Consider the following 20,015-nt stretch of genomic DNA (forward strand, 5'->3'; position numbering starts at 1 on the left):
GTTGCACTGATACATTGACAATAAATTGAACAACCGTGACGACCGTCACCAATTTTCGATGAACATTTCCCGGTGGACGCAGCTGCATCCACCTTCACCAACACTGGAGTTGCCATGAGTCCCGTACGAGAAGTCCTTGCATCGCTGGCCACTGGTGCCGTCGAGATCCACGACCTGACCGCTCCGCTGTCGGAGGACACCCCGACGCTGGTGCTGCCGGAGCCGTTCTCCAACCTGATCGACTTCCATCTAGACGAGGTCTCCGCCTACAACGAGCCGGGCCCGTTCTGGAAGCACCACAACATCCACACCGGCGAGCACATCGGCACGCACATCGACGCCCCGATCCACTGGATCTCCGGGCGCGAGGGCAAGGACGTCTCCCAGCTCGACCCCGCACGCCTGGTCGGCCCCGCGGTGGTGCTGGATTTCAGCGCAGAGGCCGCCGCGGACCCTGACTTCCTGATCGACATCGCGCACCTGGTCGCGTGGCAGGAAGAGCACGGGGCCTTCCCCGCCAACTCATGGCTGCTCTTCCGCACCGGCTGGGACCAGTACGGGCACGACCAGCAGGCGTTCCTGAACCTCGACGAGAACGGCTCCCACACCCCGGGCTTCACCGCCGAGTGCGCGAAGTGGATCGCGGAGGAGCTCGACATCTCCGGCATCGGCGTGGAAACCGTGGGCATCGACGCCGGCAACGCAGCGGCGCTGAACCCGCCGTTCCCGATGCACTACTTCCTGCTGGGCGCCGACAAGTACGGCATCACCTCGCTGAAGAACCTGGACAAGCTGCCCACCCATGGGGCCATGATCGTGGTGGCTCCGCTGCCGATCGTCGGCGGCACCGGAGCGCCGACCCGCGTGCTGGCCATGGTCGGAAAGGGCTGACCGTGAACGTTGCACAACTAGTGGGCAAGACCCTCGCCGAGCTCGGCGTCGGCCACTGCTTCGGCGTGGTGGGATCCGGGAACTTCACCATCACCAACACCCTGATCGAGCAGGGCGTGCCGTTCACCGCGGCCCGGCACGAGGGCGGGGCCGCGACCATGGCCGATGCCTATTCGCGGGCCAGCGGACAGGTTGCCCTGCTCTCCGTGCACCAGGGCTGCGGGTTGACCAACGCGGCGACCGGCATCGGCGAGGCGGCAAAGTCCCGCACCCCGATGATCGTGCTCGCCGCCGAGGCGGCGCCCTCGGCCGTGTACTCGAACTTCGCCATGGACCAGGACGGCTTTGCCGCCTCCGTCTACGCGGTGCCCGAGCGCGTACACTCGGCCCAGTCGGCCGTTGCGGACACCGTCCGGGCCTACCGCCGCGCGGTGAACGACCGCCGGACGGTGGTGTTGAACCTGCCGCTGAACGTCCAAGCCCAGGAAGTCTCCGACCACCAGACCGCCTTGCCGGTGGGCATTGCCCCGGCCGAACCGATCCGCCCCTCGCGCGCCTCCGTGCGGGCCCTGACCGACCTGCTGGCCGGCGCCCAACGCCCGGTGTTCGTCGCCGGACGCGGCGGCCGTGGGGCCCGGGACGAGATCCTGGCCCTCGCCAGGCACACCGGCGCCCTGGTGGCGACCTCAGCCGTGGCCAAGGGCCTGTTCAACGAGGACGACTTCAACCTCGGCATCTCCGGAGGGTTCTCCTCGCCGCTTGCGGCCGAACTGATCACCGGCGCGGACCTGATCGTCGGGTTCGGCTGCGCGCTGAACATGTGGACCATGCGCCACGGGCACCTGATCGGCGCCGGCACCAAGGTCGTCCAGGTCGACCTCGAGGAGCAGGCCCTGGGCGCCAACCGGCCCATCGACCTGGGTCTCGTCGGGGACTCCGCGGAGTGCGCCGCCGACGTGCTCGAGGCGCTCGTCGCAGGAAACGTGCAGGAACGCGAGGGCTACCGCAGCGCCGCCGTGGCCGTGCGCATCAAGGAATCGATCGACTGGAACCAAGTCGATTTCGAGGACCTCTCCGACGGGCAGTACATCGACCCGCGCACGCTGACCAAGCGGCTCGACGAGCTGCTGCCGGCCGAGCGCATCGTCAGCGTCGACTCGGGCAACTTCATGGGCTACCCCAGCCAGTTCCTCTCGGTGCCCGACGAGTTCGGCTTCTGCTTCACGCAGGCCTTCCAATCCATCGGGTTGGGCCTGTACACGGCCATCGGCGCGGGATTGGCGCAGCCCGGACGCATTCCCGTGCTGGGCACCGGCGACGGCGGGTTCCACATGGCCATCGCCGAGCTCGACACAGCGGTCCGGCTGGGCCTGCCGCTGGTGTGCATCGTCTACAACGACGCCGCTTACGGGGCCGAGGTCCACCACTTCGGCATCGAGAACCCGGAGACGGACATGAGCTCGGTGCGGTTCCCGGACACCGACTTCGCCGCCATCGGCCGCGGCTTCGGTGCCGACGGGATCACCGTGCGGACCCTCGCCGACCTTGATGCGGTGGGCGACTGGGTGGCCTCAAACCCAAGCAAGCCGCTGGTCATCGACGCGAAGATCGCCTCCGACTCGGGCTCGTGGTGGCTCGCGGAGGCCTTCAAGGGGCACTGAGCCGGGCGGCAGCGGCGGCCCCCGAACCTACTACCGGGGGCCGCCGGGGAAATGCCCCGCACGCAGATGTCGGGAGTCCGCATCTTCCCGGAATCCACGGCCGTCGCGAACTTCGCCCAGAACGCGATGCCTGGTTATTCGGGCGTGGATGCTCCCAGCAGTGCTGTTCCCAAGGGGCTTTGGAAGTAGAGCATGCTGTGTCCGTATCTGGTCGAGGTGAGGAGACCGACCTCCCGGAGTGCGCGTAGGTGTTGGTTCACCGCGGATGTGCTCACCCCGAAACGGATCCCGAGCTCTGTCGACGACGCCGGGGTCGCCAAGGCCGTGAGCAGGCTGGCCCGCGTCTGGCCCAGCACCTGCGCTACCGCTTGTGGATTGACGACGCGCTCCGTTTCCCACATTGCTCCCTGTCCTCGAGCCGGATACAAGACCATCGGGGCCTCGTTCAAGCCAATGGGCGCCGAGGCTCGCCTCGTGAACATGGTGGGAACGAGCATGACGCCGCGGCCGTCGGCACCCACGGACCGATCGGTCTGAATCGTCGCCAAGTGGACACTCAACCTGGACGTATCGAACGACATGGCAGAGGAGACATCGTTGAGCATCTCGGCCAGGCCGGCCTGGGCCGCGACCCTGCCCCTGTGGGTGATATCGGCTTCCAGGATGGCGCGCATCCGGGGCCAATGGGGAGCGAAACATGCGTCCCAGTATTCACGCAGAGCCGAGACCATGCGTCGGATGGCCGATTGCGGCGACCCTCCGAAAACGTGGGGCAACTGCCCATGGATGCTTTCAAGCTGCTTGATGAAGCGATCCGGGGAAATCGCCGCCAACTCGGCGAATTCATCCTCAATGCGCGTCAGAGGCGAGGCGGGGCGTGGATTGAGGAAATCCGGTGTCCACAGCAGGTCGTTGACCAGGCCGAGCAAGAGGTCGAGGTCGAGATTCTCCCTCGCCTGCTGGGTCCGCGACAGCCAGGGAAGCTGGAGCGGGTAGCGACTGGGGGCTTTCACCGCGCGCAGCGAAAGGCCCAATTCACAAAGCGGTGAGATCCCAAAACGGATGATCCCCAGGCCGGCATCACCAAGCTCGTAGTGCAACATGAAGCTATACGCTACATTAATTTCGGACAAGGGAGCGGCCGTGGGAAAAATGTTCCATGCCAACAACACGCACCTCAGACCCGGGAACCGACACCCTTCCACGCCGCGACCCCGGGAAAAAATCGTCGCAAGGTTTCCTTCGCCGCCTCAACGGCTCCATGTCCGACCCCGTGCTGCGGATCCTCGTGGTGACCACGCTGATCAGCCGTGTGGGCCGCGGGGTGTTCCTCACCGTCACGGTTCTGTACATGACGTTCGTCATCGGGCTTTCGGCGGGTGAAGCTGCGACCGTTCTCGGGATTTCGAGCGCGGTGGGAGTGGGAACGTCGTACCTCGGGGGTCGTCTCGCTGACCGGCTCAGCGCTAGGCGCTTGTTGTTCGCCCTCATGGCCTTCGAGGGTCTTGCCTTGCTTTGCTACCCGCTTGCGGGGGACTTCATCAGCATCCTGATCATTGCATCAGTGGTTTCGGCCATGGGAAGTGCGTCGAATGCCACGCGAATGGCGATTGTTGCTCGTGCCTTCGAGGGGCCGGCGAGGGTCGATACCCGCGCCATCCTACGGACGGTGACGAACCTATCGATCGCACTCGGCGCCGCCATAGCCGGGGTGGCGCTTCTGGCCGACAGCGCGGCGGCCTACCGCATCGTGATGATTGGCGCAGGAGCCGTGCAGCTGGTTGGCATCATTCCCGTGTGGAATCTGCCACCACGCGTCGATGCGCCGGCACCGGTGCTCGCGGCCGGCGTTTCCGATACGGACGGCCGAGCCCATGACGGGCCGCCGCAACGGGGTCGCTCGCCGTTCAGGGACCGGCGCTACCTCTTCTTGACGGCGCTATCCGCCGTCTTCGGGATGCAGTTTGGTCTCGCCGAGGTCGGTGTTCCGCTGTGGGTTGCCCACCACACGAATGCACCGACAGCAGTCGTTTCGGCCCTGCTGATCCTCAATACCGTGGTGGTGATCTTGTTCCAGATTCCACTCTCGCGCGGCACCGATGACGTGCAAAAATCCGGCAAGGTCGTCGCCCTGGCCGGGGTCTTGATGGCCGGCGCATGCATTGTCTATGGGTTGTCCGCCGGTGTGTCGGTGGGCACCGCCATCGTGCTGCTCTTGGTGGCCGCCACGGCCCACGCCTTCGCGGAGGTCTGGTCGCAGGCCGGAACCTGGGGCCTCTCCTTCGAATTCGCCAACCCGTTGAACCCCGGCGCCTACCAGGGCATGTTCGCCATGGGCGCCGGGCTCGGTTCAATGTGCGCCCCGTTTGTCGTCGCAGGGACGGCGCTCAGGTTCGGGCTTGCCGGATGGGCTGCCCTTGCCGTGATGCTCCTGGCAGCGGCTCTGGGTATCTCGGCGATGGCCCGGCGAGAAGCGCGGCGCGCCGCTGAGGAACGGCCGGTGGACGCCTCGACGATCACAGCTCTCCAGGGCTGAGAACCGCGAGCACCCGGACGAGCTTTGCAGATGCCTTGCCTACCAGCGACGCCATTGCGCCGGCCGCCGCCGGGGTCTCTTATGGGTTTACCTGCTGGCACTGCTGGCCTCCCCGCTGACGGGCATCATCGCCTTCGAGACGGGGTATAGAAGGAAGCTGGTGGACGCACTTGATGCGGTGCTCCGGAAGGGGGCCGGCTGACCACGACGTCATTCCCGCCCCGCCACGACGTATCATCTAGTCAATGTGTGAATCGGTCCGTCTTGGAAGCATTCCGGGGGCGGACCGATTTCGCCGTGGTGGCCCCCTGCAGAGAGACAAGCATGACCGACGACGACTTCGACTTCAACGAACTTGACCTGGCCTTCACCGGGCGCGTGCCCGATGCGGTGCAACGCGTCCAGCAGGCGTTGGCTCCGCTTGGCGTCGTTGGGCTCATCGAGGGCCCGCAATACCTGAGCCACAGCACTGCGGTGAGCGTAGTGCTTAGAGGCGTTGACGGGGCGACCGTGGTGGTTGCCGACGCGCTGGGCCAACTGAAATCCCTGCCGCTGCGGGACGCGATCACAGATCGGCTGATTGCCGGAATCCGCCCCGAGGTGGCGTTCCTGAACGATGAATGCGTGTACGGAACCCCGAGGCCAGGGTACGACCAAGAGGAGCCAGTGCAGTCGTGGGCGGTCTTGGCCGGGCCCGGCCTGCGCGCCGAGCACCTGGTCATCGCGTCGGTCAAGGACAGGAGTGCCCGGTGGCGGTATTGGGAAGAGAACGGCTGCGGGTTCGCGCGCTATGAGGGTGAACGCCGCTACCACGCGTTCAATTTTCCGGCCGATGCTGGAACGGTGATCGCGCTGGTCCCGGCCTACCAGGACCTGACCGCGACGATCTTCGCGCGGGGCCAGCGACTTGATATGGACTTCAGCGAAAGCAATGTTCCGATCACCACCTTTGCCGAGGGGAGCCCGGCCGCCGAACACCTTGAGACCCTTTGCGCCGTTTGGTCAGGCTTCACCCGGGAAGCCTTCGAAGAGCTCGGGGCGATGACGGGCAATGCCCGGGCGGCCGCCGAGCTCGAACGCACCCTGAACAACGGCACGGGCATCCAAGGGCTGCTCGAACTGCTCAGGAACCTGGGCATCGGCCGGAGTGCACTGGACTACGCGAGGAACGGAACCTTCCCCGAGTCGGCACGAACCATCGAGCCCCGGGGCACCCTGGATCGGGTGCGGATCGTGCGCGCGGAGCTGGAACGACGAACCGGCACCAAGCCGTCGTTTTTCGGTGCATTGCGACAGCTCAGATCCGCTCGATAGGATCGGCAGCATCGAGGCTCCCTGATCCGGGCAGCCGGCAACACAGCGGAAGGGGCGACCAGTTCATTGACTGGCCGCCCCTTCCGCTGTGCCGGGAGCTAGACGCTCGGCACCAGGTCCTCGGTGGAGGCGTCCTTGGCCGGCGTCCAACGCAGGTGCACCTGCTCGTCGATCTGCTCTTCCTTCAGCAGCGACAGGCGCGGGCGGACCGCGTCGGTGCGGGCGCTCGGCGGCTTGCGGCGCCCGGCCTTGAACGGCAGCGGCCAGCTGGCGCCGGCTCCCGCGTAGTCCTGCTCCGCTGCGGCCTGCAGCGTCCACTGCGGGTTGTACAGGTGCGTGCGGCCCAGCGCCACCAGGTCCGCACGGCCGGCCAGCAAGATCGAGTTCACGTCGTCGTAGGAGGAGATGGCGCCCACGGCGATGACCGCGACGCCGGCAGCGGCCGCGACCTGGTTGCGGATCTTGTCCGCGAACGGGGTCTGGTAGCTGCGGCCGAACGCCGGGCGCTCGTCGCGCACGATCTGCCCGGAGGAGACGTCGATCGAGTCGATGCCGTGGTCGATGAAGGCCTGGGCGATGGCCAGCGCGTCGTCCTCCGTGTTGCCGCCTTCGACCCAGTCGGTGGCGGAGATGCGGGCGCCGACCGGCTTGTGCGCCGGCCAGGCCGCGCGCACCGCATCGAGCACCTCGAGCGGGTAGCGCAGGCGGTTTTCCAGCGATCCGCCGTATTCGTCCGTGCGCCGGTTCGACAGCGGGGAGAGGAACGAGGAGAGCAGGTAGCCGTGGGCGGCGTGCAGCTCCAGCAGGTCGAAGCCGGCCGCATCCGCGCGGCGGGCGGCGGCCACGAACTGCTCGCGGACCTCGTCCATCTGGGCTCGGGTGATCTCCGCCGGAACGTGGCAGCCCTCGCCGTAGGGGATCGCGCTGGGGGACAGCACCTCCCAGTTGCCGGTTTCCAGCGGCTCGTCGATGCCCTCCCACATGAGCCTGGTGGAGCCCTTGCGGCCGGAGTGGCCGATCTGCGCGCCGATCTTGGCGTTCGAGTTGGCGTGCACGTAGTCGGTGATGCGCTTCCAGGCGGTCGCCTGCTCGTCGTTGTACAGGCCGGTGCAGCCGGGGGTGATGCGGCCGATGTCGGAGACGCAGACCATTTCCGTCATGACCAGGCCGGCGCCGCCCATGGCCTTGGAGCCCAGATGCACCAGGTGGAAGTCGCCCGGCACGCCGTCGACGGCCGAGTACATGTCCATGGGGGAGACTACGACGCGGTTCACCAGTTCCAGCTGACCGATCCGGTACGGCTGGAACATCGCCGGGGCGACCTCCGGGGAGCCGGAGAGGCGCGCGAAGTCGGTGTCGACCTTCTGCGCGAAGCCGGTGTCGCGCAGCTTCAGGTTGTCGTAGGTGATGCGGCGGGAGCGGGTGAGCAGGTTGAAGCAGAACTGCACCGGGTCCTGGTCCTTGTACTGGCCGATGTTCTCGAACCATTCCATGGACGCCTGGGCGGCGCGCTGGGTGGATTCGACCACCGGGCGGCGTTCGGTCTCGTAGGCCTCCAGCGCGGCTTCGACGGTGCCTTGCTCGTGCAGGCAGGCGGCCAGGGCCAGCGCGTCCTCCATGGCCAGCTTGGTGCCGGAGCCGATGGAGAAGTGCGCGGTGTGGGCGGCGTCGCCCAGCAGCACGATGTTTTCGTGGCGCCAGTTCTGGTTGCGCACCGTGGTGAAGTTGATCCACTTGGAGTTGTTGGTCAGCACCTCGTGTCCGGCGAGCTCGTCGGCGAAGATCGCGGTGATCTTCGCGACGGCCTTCTCGTCGCTGACGCCGGGGGCGAAGACCTCGTGCTCGGTCTCGTCGAATCCGGCCGCGCGCCAGACGTCCTCGTGCGTTTCGACGATGAAGGTCGAGCCCTCGTCGGAGTACGGGTAGCCGTGGATCTGCATGGTGCCGGCGTCGGTCTCCTTGACGAAGAACTTGAACGCCTCGAAGACCTGGTCGGTGCCCAGCCACATGTACTTGGACACGCGCGGGTCCAGCGAGGGCTTGAAGGAGTCGGCGAACCTGGCGCGGATGGCCGAGTTCAGGCCGTCGGCGGCGAGCACCAGGTCGTAGTCGGCCGAGAGCTGCTCGACGTCCGGGGCCATGGTGGAGAAGCGCACGTCGACGCCGAGTTCGATGCAGCGGCGCTGCAGCAGTTCGAGCAGTTCCTTGCGGCTCATGGCGGCGAAGCCCTGGCCGCCGACGGTGTGCATCTCGCCGCGGAAGTGGATGTCGATGTCGCTCCAGCGGGCGAAGCGGCGGGACATGTAGTCGGCGATGACGGTGTCCGCGTTGCCGATGCCGCCGAGGGTCTCGTCGGAGAAGACCACGCCGAAGCCGAAGGTGTCCGAGGCCGCGTTGCGTTCCCAGACGGTGACCTCGTGGGCCGGGTCAAGCTGCTTCATGAGGGCCGCGAAGTACAGGCCGCCGGGGCCGCCGCCAACAACTGCGATTTTCATGGGTGTGTCCTTATCTAGGGTCGGCAAGGGCCGGGCCGCCGGTGGGAACCGGTGGCCGCGGGATGCATGCCGGGGAAGAGCTGTGTGTGGGATGCGCGGTGGGGGATGCGCTAGGAGGCGGGGGCGTCGGCCAGGGCCTCGCGGAGCTTGAAGTGTTGGAGCTTGCCGCTGGGGTTCCGGGGCAGCTCGTCGACGAAGCGGACCTCGCGCGGGTACTTGTAGGGCGCGATGACCGTCTTGACGAAGTCCTGGAGTTCCTTGGCCTTGGCCGCGGAGCCGGAAACCCCGTCAACCAGCACCACGAAGGCGCAGACCACCGATCCGCGGTGCTCGTCGGGGCGCGCCACCACGGCGGTTTCCAGCACGTCCGGGTGCTGGATGATGGCCTCCTCGACCTCCGGCCCGCCGATGTTGTAGCCGGAGGAAATGATCATGTTGTCGCTGCGGGCCTGGTAGGTGAAGTAGCCGTCGGCGTCGCGCACGAAGGTGTCCCCGGTGACGTTCCAGCCGTTGGCAACGTAGGCGTGCTGGCGCTCGTCGTCCAGGTAGCGGCAGCCGGTGGGGCCGATGACGGCGAGCCGCCCGACCTCGTCGGGGCCCAGCTCGTTGCCGTCATGGTCCAGGATGGTGGCCCGGTACCCGGGCACCGCCTTGCCCGTGGCACCGGGGCGGATCTGTTCCCCGGCGGCGGAGATGAACACGTGCAGCAGCTCGGTGGAGCCGATGCCGTCGACCAGTTCCAGCCCGGTGGCGTCCTTGACGGCCTGCCAGGTGGCCGCCGGCAGGTGCTCGCCCGCGGAAACGGCGACGCGCAGCCCGCGCAGCAGGTCGGCCTTGCCCTCCTTGAGCATGGCCCGGTACGCGGTGGGCGCCGTGAAGAGGATCGTGGCACCGGCGTCGTGCGAAAGCTGTGCCAGTTCCACCGGCGTGGTGCGTTCGGTCAGCAGCGAGCTGGCGCCGAAGCGCAGCGGGAAGACCACGAGTCCGCCCAGGCCGAAGGTGAAGGCCAGCGGCGGGGAGCCCGCGAAGACGTCGTCCGCGGTGGGCCGAAGGATGTGCCGGGCGAACGTGTCCGCGTTGGCCAGGATGTCCCGGTGGAAGTGCATGGTGATCTTCGGGACCCCGGTGGTGCCCGAGGTCGGCCCGAGCAGGGCCACGTCGTCGGCGGCGGTATCCACGTTGGTGAACTGCCCCGACTTGGCCGCGGCGCGTGCCACGACGTCGTCCGCGGCCCCGGAGCCCACCGGGACGACCGGGTAGTTGCCGGCCGCTGCGGTGCGGGCATCGTCAAGGAAGCGGTGGTCGCAGAGCAGCAGCGACGGCTTGGTCAGCGCCGCGAGCTTTTCGATTTCCGCCGCGCGCAGGGCGGGCATGGTCGTGACGACCACGGCGCCGGCCTTGATGACTCCGAGCCAGCAGGCGACAAGCCACGCGTTGTTCGGGGCGCGCAGCATCACGCGGTTGCCCGGGACGATCCCGAAGTCCTCGGTGAGGATCTGTGCGACCTGGTTGGCCCGCGTGAGCAGTTCGCCGTAGCTCAGCGAGGTTCCGTCCGGTGCCAGCAGGGCCGGCCGGTCGGCGCCGAAGGTAGCCACCGCATCGTCGATGAGGACGGTGGCGGCGTTCAGGCGTTCCGGGTACTGCAGTTCCGGCAGCGTGAACTCCAGCGTCGGCCAGAGTTCGTGCGGCGGCAGGTGGTCGCGGGTGAAGGTGTCTTGATGCGCCGTAAGAGATAGTTCCATGTCGTCTCTTTCCAAGAGTCGGTTCTCGATGGTTCTTTGGAGCTTGTGGTGCGTTCGAACTAGCCGCGCGGTCCGCGGATCATGCCTTCCTGGGCGACGGTTGCCAGCAGCAGGCCGTCGCGGGTGTAGAAGCGGCCGAGGGCCAGGCCGCGGTTGTTCTGGCTGGAAACCGCTTCCTGGACGTAGAGCACCCAGTCATCGACGCGGCCATCGCGATGGAACCACATGGCGTGGTCCAGGCTCGCGGTGACGAGTCCCTCGGTGCTCCAGGAAAGGTTCTGGGTCCGCAGCAGCGGTTCGAGGATGGTGTAGTCGCAGACGTAGGCCAGCGCCGCGCGCTGGGTGATCTGGTCGTCGGGAAGGTCAGTGAAGGCCTTCACCCAGACTGCCTGGTGGGCCGTGTTTTCCCCGTCGACCGACAGGTACATGGCACCCGGGACGTGGCGCATGTCGAAGCTGCGCCCGCGAGACCAGTACTCGGCCGCTGCGCCTTCCGCCTCGGCGAGGACTTCCGAGGCGCTGGCCAGGGTCTCCGGGTCGAGGTCGAGGTACTCGGCCGGGGCCGTAGAGGACTGCTCCGGGCCGGACTCCAGCACGTGGAAGGAACCCAGGGCAGTGTAGACGGCCTTGCCGTTCTGGAAGCCGCGGACCTGGCGGGTCGAGTATCCGCGGCCGTCGCGCATGAGCTCGACCTCGTAGCGGACCGGCACGTGCATGTCGACGGGGCGCAGGAAGTAGGAGTGCATCGAGTGCAGCTCGCGGTCCTCGCCCACCGAACGCATCATCGAGGCTGCGCCCTGTGCCACCATGTCTCCGCCGTAGGCCTTGGGCCACGGCACGTACTGGGGGATTGCGGTGAATGCCTGGTCGAAGACCTCGGCCTCGCACGAGGTCAGCTCGATGGCATCGAGGAAAATTTGCGAACTCATGCCCGGCGGTATCCTTCCAGGGACTCGTCGGAGACGTCGTCGAGGTTGACCACGATGTTCTCCGGGGTGCGTGCCGTGAGCCAGACCAGGTCCTCGGTGATCGACATGTTCGCCTCGACGTGCGGCATGAAAGGCGGGACAAAGACCCAGTCGCCGGCGGTCATGTCCAGGTACTGCTCGTAGTTTTCGCCGAAGTAGATGCGTCCGTGTCCGCGCAGCACGTAGCCGCCGGTTTCGGCCTCGCCGTGGTGGTGCGGCAGCGAGCGGTAGCCGGGGGTGTTGGAGACCTGTCCGAACCAGATCTTGGTGGCCGGGGTGTGCTGGATGCTGACGCCCGAGACGCGGATGCAGTCGCCGGACTGCGCGGTGTTGGTGTCCTCGGCGCCCGCGCGGGTCACCACGGGAACGACGACGCCGTCGGCTCCCGCGTAGATCGAGTTGTCGCCTTCGGTGCGGTAGATCACGGGGGTGCTGCTCATGTGGATGCTCTCCTTTGAGGTGGTGTGGGTGTGGGGATTAGACAGTGGTTGCGATGCGGACGCGGAACGTGTTTGACAGGGTTCCGATGCCGGGGATTTCGGTGTGCAGCTCGTCCCCGTCCTTGAGGAAGCGCGGCGGGACCATGCCCATGCCGACGCCGCCGGGGGTTCCGGTGAGGACCACGTCGCCCGGGCGCAGCACCGTGAACGCGGAAATGTAGGACAGGAGCTTGGCGCAGGAGAAGACCAGGGTCTTGGTGTTTCCGCGCTGGACCTCCTCGCCATTGAGGGTGCAGATGACCTCGAGCCCGGCCTCCGGGTCGATTTCATCGGGGGTCACCACGACGGGGCCCAGGGGAGTGGTGTCGTCGAAGGCCTTGCCCTGGAACCACTGCAGCGTGCGTCGCTGCCAGTCGCGCATGGAAATGTCGTTGGCGACGGTGTAGCCGGCAATCGCTGCGGCGGCCTCTTCTTCGGTGGCGTTCTTGAGCGTGGAGCCGACGACGACCGCGAGTTCGGCTTCCCAGTCGACGTTTTCCGAATGTTCGCTGACGATGTCCGCGTCCGGGTCGGTGAGGGTGTCGGCGAACTTGGCGAAGAGGGTTGGGTACTGCGGCAACTCGCGGCCCATCTCAAGGATGTGGTCGGAGTAGTTCAGGCCGCAGCAGATGACCTTGCGGGGGTTCGGCACGGGGTTCAGGAGGGTTGCTTCCTCGCGTGCGATGAGGTCGCTGGCGCTGTGGCCGTCCAGGGTTTCGCGGGCCTGCGCCTTCCAGCCGGCACGGCCGACCAGCTCGCCGATGTCTCGGGCCGGGAGCGCCACGTATCCGCCTGCAACCTCAATAGCCGCGGTCGATTTGCCGTCGTGGCGAATTGTCGCGAGTTTCATCGATGTTCCTTCTCTGTCCGCCAAATTCATTTGTGTCGACTTTTTGACTGCCGTCACGTATCCTCAATGTAACACGCGTCACTAGTATGACGCTAGGGCGGATTCGCCACGAAAACCATCAGAGTTCACAGGGAGCGAGCAATGACCGAGACAACGGTTCACGAAAACCTCACGATCAACCCCGATTCGTTGCCAAAGCCGTCCGGATACGCACACGGAATGCTGGCCGGCGACACGGTGTACCTAGGCGGGCAGACGGCACTGGACAAGAACATGCAGATCGTTCCGGGCGGCATCGTGGAGCAGTTCAAGCAGGCATTCTCCAACGTGCTGACCACCCTGACCGAGGCCGGCGGACGCCCGGAAGACCTCGTTTCGGTGACGATCTACCTCACCGACGTGGATGACTACATGACCAACGGCCGGGAGATCGGACGCCTGTGGCGCGAAATGGCGGGCACCAAGTACCCGGCGATGGCAGGAATCGGCGTCAGTCGCCTGTGGCAGAAGGAAGCCCTCATTGAGATCCAGGGCGTTGCCGTCATTCAGGATCGCGACAACTAGTTGGTTCGGGTGAACCAAAGCCCGACCCACAAAAATGTGCCGCGTGGTTGGCCAACGAATCCAGGATTCGGAAGCCAGCCACACGGCACATTTTCATTGTCCGCTTCGAAGCGATTATGCAACGGCCGCGCCGTCATCAATGACGCGGCTGGCATGCCTCTCGGCGCGAGGGGAAAGCAGGATATGTAGTTCCTGGAACAGCTGTTCGGCACGCAACGCATTCCAATTCTCTGGCAGGAACTCGATGGGCAGCCCAGGGTCAAGATATGGAAGTCGGCGCCATTGCGTGATGAGCACCAGGTAGTCTGCAAAGGCCCGGGCGTCGGCCTCGCGGCTTGCCGCAAGCTCTTCCTGGCGTTTCCAGGCAGTAAGAAGCCCCCGGTTGTTGTCAATGAAGTCCGAATAGAGCGCGTCAAGCGCGGGCAAGTCCCACCAAGTAGCAACATTCGTGTGCGGGTCGGCGCCGCCGACATGATCCGCCATGAAGAACTCCAGGTATTCGCTGAGCCCGCGACGGTCGAAGTACGCCAGTACCTCATCACGCAGATGTCCGGGGGCGATCCACAGCCCTGGGGTTACGGAACCAAAACCCATACGAACCAGCGAAGAACGGATCTTGTGGCGTATGTTGCGCTGCGATTCCGGGACGGTAAAGGTTGCCAAGAGCCACTGGTCCTGCGTGCTTGCCCGTCGGGGATGGAAAATACGCTCGTCTCCCTCGATGAACGTTTCAATGAGCGAGGGGGCCAAAGCATATCCGCTGCGGTTGTTCACCTGCACGCTGTCAATGATTCCGCGCTTCTTGAGCCTTGAAATGGAGGAACGCGTACCGGCGGCTTCCACACCGATGTCTCGCATGAGAGAGATGATTGCAGCCACCTGCAGGGCCCCGCCGTGCCGTCGGGCATAGAGTCCAAATAGGGAGACTATGAGCTGGTGATGCCGTGGAACCGGAGCCTCGGCGGGGGCTTTTCGGTCGCCTACGTTGGAAGTCATGCGCTCACCATATCCAATGAGGCCGGTAACCTATCCGAAGAACAGAATTTTCCTGGACGTGTCGTTTCTGTGACGTTCGGCCATTATCCGAAGCGAGCCTTGCAGGTTCACTCCGCCATCCACTGAGAACTGGAGCTCCCGTATGCGACCACGGCTGTTGATTGGTTCCTATCTGCAAGATGACCTTGTTGCCAGGATTAGTGATGAAGTGCCGGAAGTGGAAGTGGTCTTCCGCCCGGATCTGTTGCCGACGCCTCGCTTTGCCTGCGATCACTGGGGCGTCAAACGTGAACTCACTGGAAAACAGATGGACCAATGGCGCGGGCATCTGGCGGATGCGGAAATCATGTTCGACTTTGACTGGTGGGAACCGCGAAACTGGCGCAAGAATTGCCCGAAACTCACCTGGATACAGGCTTCTCAGGCAGGGGTCGGAGCACGAGCCGAGTCGCTTGGGCATGTCGACCAGCAGGTGCGCATCACCACTGCCGCAGGGGTGCACGCAAAACCTCTTGCGGAATTTGCGCTGGCCGGATTACTCCATTTCGTGCGCCAGATTCCCGAAATGGAGAACCGGAAAGCGAGTCAGGAATGGGTGTCCGGTTCATCCCAGACGTTGTTCGGCAGGAAGGCCCTGATTGTTGGTGCCGGAAGCATCGGTCGTGAGGTTGCCAAGACCTTGAGTTTTTTTGGCGTTGCATGTGACGGGACTACCCGGACGGCTATGGATCTGGGAGATCCGTTCCGGCACTCGTTGTCACTGGAAACCTGCGATCTGGCTAGGTATGACATTGTCGTGCTGGCATGCCCACTCACCGAGGCGACAATTGGAATGTTTTCTGACCAGAAGATTTCAATGATGAAGCCTGGCGCCCTTCTGGTAAATCTTGCGCGCGGTCAGGTAATTGACCAAGCTGCTTTGATTGAAGCGTTGGAATCCGGTCATTTGGGAGGAGCCGTCTTGGATGTTGCGGAGCCCGAGCCGCTCCCCGCAGGGCATGCGTTGTGGGATGCACCCAACCTCATATTGTCACCACATACTGCGGCCAACGTTGACGCCGAGAATTCCCGGATCGTCGAGCTCTTCATACGGAATCTTCGGCGTCACATCTCCGGCGAACAATTCATAAATCTCTATGATCCTGCTTTCGGCTACTGAATGGCCGGCTATTCGCGCAGGGTCATGTGCCCTGTGAGCACTGCTGTTGAGGAAGGTAGAGTCACCGTGCCGCGGACAATATCGACTCGACCACTCGAATCTCTGCTGAACGAGAGTTGTTCATATGGATATTCTCGTTGATCTTGGTCAGGGATGGTCCCCGCTCCGCATGGCCGGGCGGTGAATCACAGCGAGGCGGTTTGCAATGTTGCTGAGCCGTCCCATCAACTGGCAATGCTCAACCGGCAGGTTTGGAGTAGGCGTGAACCTGCAACCTGTCGTTGCTGACTGTCAGCAGCGGAAAATGATATGCATCCATCGCACCGGAAGTGTCTAAGCTCCCTGAACTGATCGTTGGTGGGCTTCATTCAGATCGCTGGAGAACCGAATTGATGGCAATGCGGACACGTGCACAGGGCGAATGGGCACAACTCATGGATTCAAGACCGTTCACGCCGGCAGAGTTGAAACCTTGGGGGTCCGGCGACTCGGTCAAGATTCGATGCGTTGCCTACCTGAAACCCTGAGAACAAGGTCGTGATTCGTTTTCAATCATCGTGCGAAAGCATCGTTAGAGCCACTAAAGTTCATCCATCCGGACCATGGGGGCGAGATCTCGCCGGACGGCACGATCACGGAGACATGGCAGCGGTGTCCGGATGCCGGCCAATGCGCTGACCGCGATGGCTCTGGCCGTTCCCCTGGAATTCACTATTTGATCCACGAAAACGAATTTCCTGCGAGGCATTTCAGCCTGAATCGCTGCCTTGCATATCCGACAATTTGGCTAACCGGCCACGTGCATCTGCCAGAAAGTGACTATTTCGCATCACCAGGCGTGGATACATGATGTCCGAATTGCTGAAATGATCGCAATCGTTCCGGTCTACCTGATCAGCAAAGTTGAGGACCGGAGCAATGTGGAACGCGCTAAGTAACACCAATTCCACATGTAAAACATGAAATAACTTAGTTCTTATTGACAATAGCCGCTATGGAACGGTTCGCCCTTTGCTTTGACGACGTTCACGAAACATCCATTCGAATCTTCGTCAGGCACGTGTCGCTTACATGTTCTGCCGACGAGTGATTTTTTCCCTGGTGGCTTCGTTCTGAAAATCCATGAGCTGACCAAAATATGCTGGTGTCGAACGTCCGATTGCGAGTCCCTCCTGTCGAAGTAAAAGCTAAGGGGCGTTCCATTCCCGACAGCGGGTATCAGAGGATCGGTGCTACGCCCGCGGGGTTGCATGGCGCATGAGTCCAGAGGTCAACGGAAAGGACGGGCGAGTTACTTCGAGCAAGCCAGCCCGGACTACCAAAACGGCTAATTGAACGCGGTTGTTCACATTCAGTGGCTCCATGATCTTGGCCAACTGAGCCTTGACGGTTCCTTCGCTGACATGTAATAACGATGCAATCTGCAAGTTTGTGTAACCCTGGGCGAGTGCGTTTAGCAGGCGTCGGTCCCTTGGGCTCGTCTGTCGCAAGAACTGTGCCTGCAAATCGTAATCGCTGTCCGATTGGACAGGGAATCGCTCGGCATCCGCTGGCTTCGAAAAGATCATGTTCCCGGAATGGATCATGAGGAGCGCCGCTCCAAGGTCTGTCGAGATTGAGTTCTTTGCAAGATAACTGCAGGCTCCGGCCGAGTGGGCCCGACTCATGGTCTCAAGGTCATGCGTGGCCGAGAGCATAACAACTTTTGTGTTTGGGGCATTGGCTACGATTCGCCTGGTGGCTTCCATGCTGCAAACATTCCTGATGCTCGACTCCATGAGAACGAGATCAGGTTTCGTCTCTAGCGCAGCATTGATTGCTTCATTGCCAGTGGTTGAAACCACTTCAAGTTCGACCTCATGGCTTGATGCCAGCAGGCTTTCCAATCCGATGCGGAGAAAGTAATCTCCATCGGCAAGATGTACGCGTATACGACGTTCATTCATTTTTCCCCCTCAAGAATCATGAACTCGACCATAAATTTACGGAATAGCGGTTGCCTAACGTTGCTCAAGCTTTCGTAATTATGTTTCTCGATAGTAACGCTTCCCATACTAGCTAGCTAGATTAGCCAGTTGGCGAACCTCGGCACTAAAACCACACACATTAAGGATTGGCGGCTAGTTTTTCTAGCCAAGCGGCCATAAACGACTGGTCTTCCGGCGCATTTCTTATGACCGAACAGGGCTAAATCTGTGACCTGGCAGCGTATCGAAAATGCCTAGTGAGGCGAAGGAAATCAGCCGGTTGCTTTTCTAGGGTCAGAGGTGGGAGCACATTAATTTGGGCCCCGGATCATTCCGGTCTCGCCTTGGAGGATGCATTGACACACGATAAACAACCGCCCGGGAAGGGGAAGCGGCGCTTCCCGGTTCCCCGCAAACTTTTGGCTGGCGCAGTAGCGTCCAGCCTCTTTATATTGCCGGCCACTTCGGCATATGCCGCACCAGTTGACTTGTCTGCGGATCAGTCTGAAGCGTTGGGCCAGGTGATCGCATCTGAACTGTTTTCGCTGGAGCTTTTGGAAGCTGCACTGAGCCAAGCAGGCAATCCCACTTCGGTGGGGCCCAACGCCAACCCAATTAATTTGACGGCACTCAACGCTCTCGGGATCGATGTTGGTGCAGTTACGATTCCGCTGATCGACAGTGGATCCAACAACGGACTTCTTAGCCTCGGGGCATTGGGTGCATTGAACAGCTTCGCAGCGGCCCCAAGCGTTGCGAATGCCAAGGCCGCAGCCGGCGTTGTTTCAAACGACGGCTCGATAGCCGTTGACCCCGATGCCGATGGTGGCAGCCCCAACAATGCGACGGTTGACCTCACAGCACTTCTGGCGCAGTTGAATGTTGCGGGCTTGACCGATTCAGTTGTCGACGAAGTGGCATTGGAGCTTGGCGCAGTTGCCTCAACAGCGCAGAAACTCAATGCGGACGTCACCTCCGAATACGTCGTTGCCGATGCAAAAGCAGTAGTCAGCAGCCCGCTCGTCGGCGAAGTCGTAACCGACTTGGGCGGAGTCGTCGACGGTGTGGGCACGACAGTCAATGGGCTCGTCGGAAGCGGCGGCGTCATCGACACGATCGTGTCAGGTATTCCCACGATTGATCTCAACCTTGGCGTCGTTGACGTACTGGTTGGAAACACCACGGCTACAATTGACAACCTGGACCTTGGCGTGATCAAGACGGGGCTGTTGCAGTCCACGATTGACGCCGACAACGGTGTTGTTTCGCTCAACCTTGCCACAGGTCTGGTCACGATCGACCTGGAGCGGGCCGTCAACCCGGGCGCGGTAAATGGGCTAAACGGACTACCGGCCAACACCGATGTCATTGATGCTGCAACGTTGCAGCAGATCACTGCCGGTCTCACGGATATCGTCTCGAAACTCGTCGATCAGCTGACGGAAGCGATTACGGATGCCGTTTACGCAGCAACACTCAATGTAAAGATCGATTTGTCGGTTGACGCCGTGTTGGGGCTCGTTAGCGCCGACGACGGCAGCATCACGATTTCCGGTTCGATCGGTGATTTCCTTGGAATTGACGGGGGCGCCCCCGACGTTGATGTCGACCTAACTGTCGCATTGCTGGGGATTCCGTTGATCAATCTTGGGCCGCTGACAGGGTTCCTCACGGATGCCTTGGTTGAGCCAATTCTTGCCGGAGTCGGGACTGCGCTGGACTCGTTGATTTCGAATCTTGGCGATTCCATCACACCGATCACCGATCAGCTCCTGGACGACCTATCTCCGGTGATCACTGGCGTGCTGGGCGAAATTGTCCAGCTGACGATCAATGACCAGCCATCGGTGGATACTCCTCCACGTGCGGCTGTATTGGGTGCCGGCTCATTTAGCGTTAGTGCCCTTACCTTGACCCTGCTACCCCAAGCAGCAGCGGCCAAGGTCAGTTTGGCTACATCCTCCGTACGCGCGTTGGATGAAGCTCCTTCAATCGTGGCTACGCCGGATTCGGTTGAGGCCGGTCAGACCACGACGGTTACGGGTGAGGGTTACCCGGCGACGACCGATGTCGTTGTTCAGCTCACGGATGCTGCAAACGCTCCGGTTGGTGGCAGTGTTACTGTCACGACCGATGCCGATGGCAAGTTCTCGACGCCGTTGACGGTTCCGGCAGGCGCTGCTCCTGGTACTGACTACAAGGTTGTTGGTTCGGTGAGTGGCGGGCCGTCTGCCTCGACGGGTCTGACCGTTACCGCTCCGGTAGTGGCTCCTTCGATCGTGGCGACGCCGGCTTCAGTTGAGGCCGGTCAGACCACGACGGTTACGGGTGAGGGTTACCCGGCGACGACCGATGTCGTTGTTCAGCTCACGGATGCTGCAAACGCTCCGGTT

The 20,015-nt window shown here is 63.1% G+C and carries 15 protein-coding genes; 7 read left to right on the forward strand and 8 right to left on the reverse strand.

Annotated features, from left to right (window positions below):
* The first annotated feature begins 114 nt into the window (after positions 1-114).
* Complete coding sequence (locus tag ACFY5D_RS19625; RefSeq protein ID WP_387533821.1) at positions 115-891, forward strand: cyclase family protein; 777 nt, start codon at positions 115-117, stop codon at positions 889-891.
* 2 nt (positions 892-893) lie between these two features.
* The gene (locus tag ACFY5D_RS19630) at positions 894-2,552 is read left to right on the forward strand and encodes a thiamine pyrophosphate-binding protein (RefSeq protein WP_387533823.1); all 1,659 of its coding nucleotides are present in this window, start codon (positions 894-896) and stop codon (positions 2,550-2,552) included.
* Positions 2,553-2,686: 134 nt separating this feature from the next.
* Here ACFY5D_RS19630 and ACFY5D_RS19635 read toward each other — a convergent pair whose 3' ends face one another.
* Entirely contained in the window at positions 2,687-3,655 is a 969-nt protein-coding gene (locus ACFY5D_RS19635) for a DUF5937 family protein (protein WP_387533825.1), read from the reverse strand.
* A 56-nt stretch (positions 3,656-3,711) separates the two neighbouring features.
* Here ACFY5D_RS19635 and ACFY5D_RS19640 point away from each other — a divergent pair, with 56 nt between their 5' ends.
* Entirely contained in the window at positions 3,712-5,088 is a 1,377-nt protein-coding gene (locus ACFY5D_RS19640; protein WP_387533827.1) for an MFS transporter, read from the forward strand.
* A gap of 324 nt (positions 5,089-5,412) precedes the next feature.
* Positions 5,413-6,402, forward strand: a complete 990-nt coding sequence (locus ACFY5D_RS19645; protein ID WP_387533829.1) for a hypothetical protein — start codon at positions 5,413-5,415, stop codon at positions 6,400-6,402.
* 98 nt (positions 6,403-6,500) lie between these two features.
* Here the strand turns inward: ACFY5D_RS19645 and ACFY5D_RS19650 are convergent, their stop codons facing one another.
* The 5 genes from ACFY5D_RS19650 to ACFY5D_RS19670 all read right to left on the reverse strand — a co-directional run bounded on the left by ACFY5D_RS19650 (position 6,501) and on the right by ACFY5D_RS19670 (position 12,936).
* The gene (locus ACFY5D_RS19650) at positions 6,501-8,897 is read right to left on the reverse strand and encodes a bifunctional salicylyl-CoA 5-hydroxylase/oxidoreductase (protein ID WP_387533831.1); all 2,397 of its coding nucleotides are present in this window, start codon (positions 8,895-8,897) and stop codon (positions 6,501-6,503) included.
* A 110-nt stretch (positions 8,898-9,007) separates the two neighbouring features.
* Positions 9,008-10,639: an AMP-binding protein gene (locus ACFY5D_RS19655; RefSeq protein WP_387533833.1), complete on the reverse strand. Its 1,632-nt coding sequence runs from the start codon at positions 10,637-10,639 to the stop codon at positions 9,008-9,010.
* Between the two features lie 59 nt (positions 10,640-10,698).
* Positions 10,699-11,568 carry an acyl-CoA thioesterase gene (locus tag ACFY5D_RS19660; RefSeq protein ID WP_387533835.1) on the reverse strand — a complete coding sequence of 290 codons (870 nt, stop codon included), beginning with the start codon at positions 11,566-11,568 and terminating at the stop codon, positions 10,699-10,701.
* Positions 11,565-12,047 (reverse strand): cupin domain-containing protein, encoded by a 483-nt coding sequence (locus ACFY5D_RS19665; protein WP_387533837.1) that lies wholly within the window; start codon positions 12,045-12,047, stop codon positions 11,565-11,567. Before ACFY5D_RS19665 ends, ACFY5D_RS19660 begins: the two co-directional genes overlap by 4 nt.
* 37 nt (positions 12,048-12,084) lie before the next feature.
* Positions 12,085-12,936 carry a fumarylacetoacetate hydrolase family protein gene (locus tag ACFY5D_RS19670; RefSeq protein ID WP_387533839.1) on the reverse strand — a complete coding sequence of 284 codons (852 nt, stop codon included), beginning with the start codon at positions 12,934-12,936 and terminating at the stop codon, positions 12,085-12,087.
* A 141-nt stretch (positions 12,937-13,077) separates the two neighbouring features.
* Between ACFY5D_RS19670 and ACFY5D_RS19675 the strand changes: the two genes are divergently transcribed.
* On the forward strand, positions 13,078-13,500 hold the full coding sequence (locus ACFY5D_RS19675; RefSeq protein WP_387533841.1) for a RidA family protein: 423 nt from the start codon (positions 13,078-13,080) through the stop codon (positions 13,498-13,500).
* Between the two features lie 114 nt (positions 13,501-13,614).
* Here ACFY5D_RS19675 and ACFY5D_RS19680 read toward each other — a convergent pair whose 3' ends face one another.
* Positions 13,615-14,496, reverse strand: a complete 882-nt coding sequence (locus ACFY5D_RS19680) for a PaaX family transcriptional regulator C-terminal domain-containing protein (protein WP_387533843.1) — start codon at positions 14,494-14,496, stop codon at positions 13,615-13,617.
* Positions 14,497-14,638: 142 nt separating this feature from the next.
* On the opposite strand from ACFY5D_RS19680, the gene ACFY5D_RS19685 reads away from it, so the two are divergent.
* A complete protein-coding gene (locus ACFY5D_RS19685; protein ID WP_387533845.1) occupies positions 14,639-15,655 on the forward strand; it encodes a D-2-hydroxyacid dehydrogenase in 1,017 nt (338 codons plus the stop codon).
* Between the two features lie 1,232 nt (positions 15,656-16,887).
* On the opposite strand, the gene ACFY5D_RS19690 is transcribed toward ACFY5D_RS19685, so the two are convergent.
* Positions 16,888-17,601, reverse strand: a complete 714-nt coding sequence (locus ACFY5D_RS19690) for a LuxR C-terminal-related transcriptional regulator (RefSeq protein WP_387533846.1) — start codon at positions 17,599-17,601, stop codon at positions 16,888-16,890.
* A 278-nt stretch (positions 17,602-17,879) separates the two neighbouring features.
* Here ACFY5D_RS19690 and ACFY5D_RS19695 point away from each other — a divergent pair.
* A partial coding sequence (locus ACFY5D_RS19695; RefSeq protein WP_387533848.1) for a choice-of-anchor G family protein occupies positions 17,880-20,015 on the forward strand: 2,136 nt, incomplete at its 3' end.

Source organism: Paeniglutamicibacter sp. NPDC012692 (genome assembly GCF_042901625.1).
Taxonomy (GTDB): Bacteria; Actinomycetota; Actinomycetes; order Actinomycetales; family Micrococcaceae; genus Paeniglutamicibacter.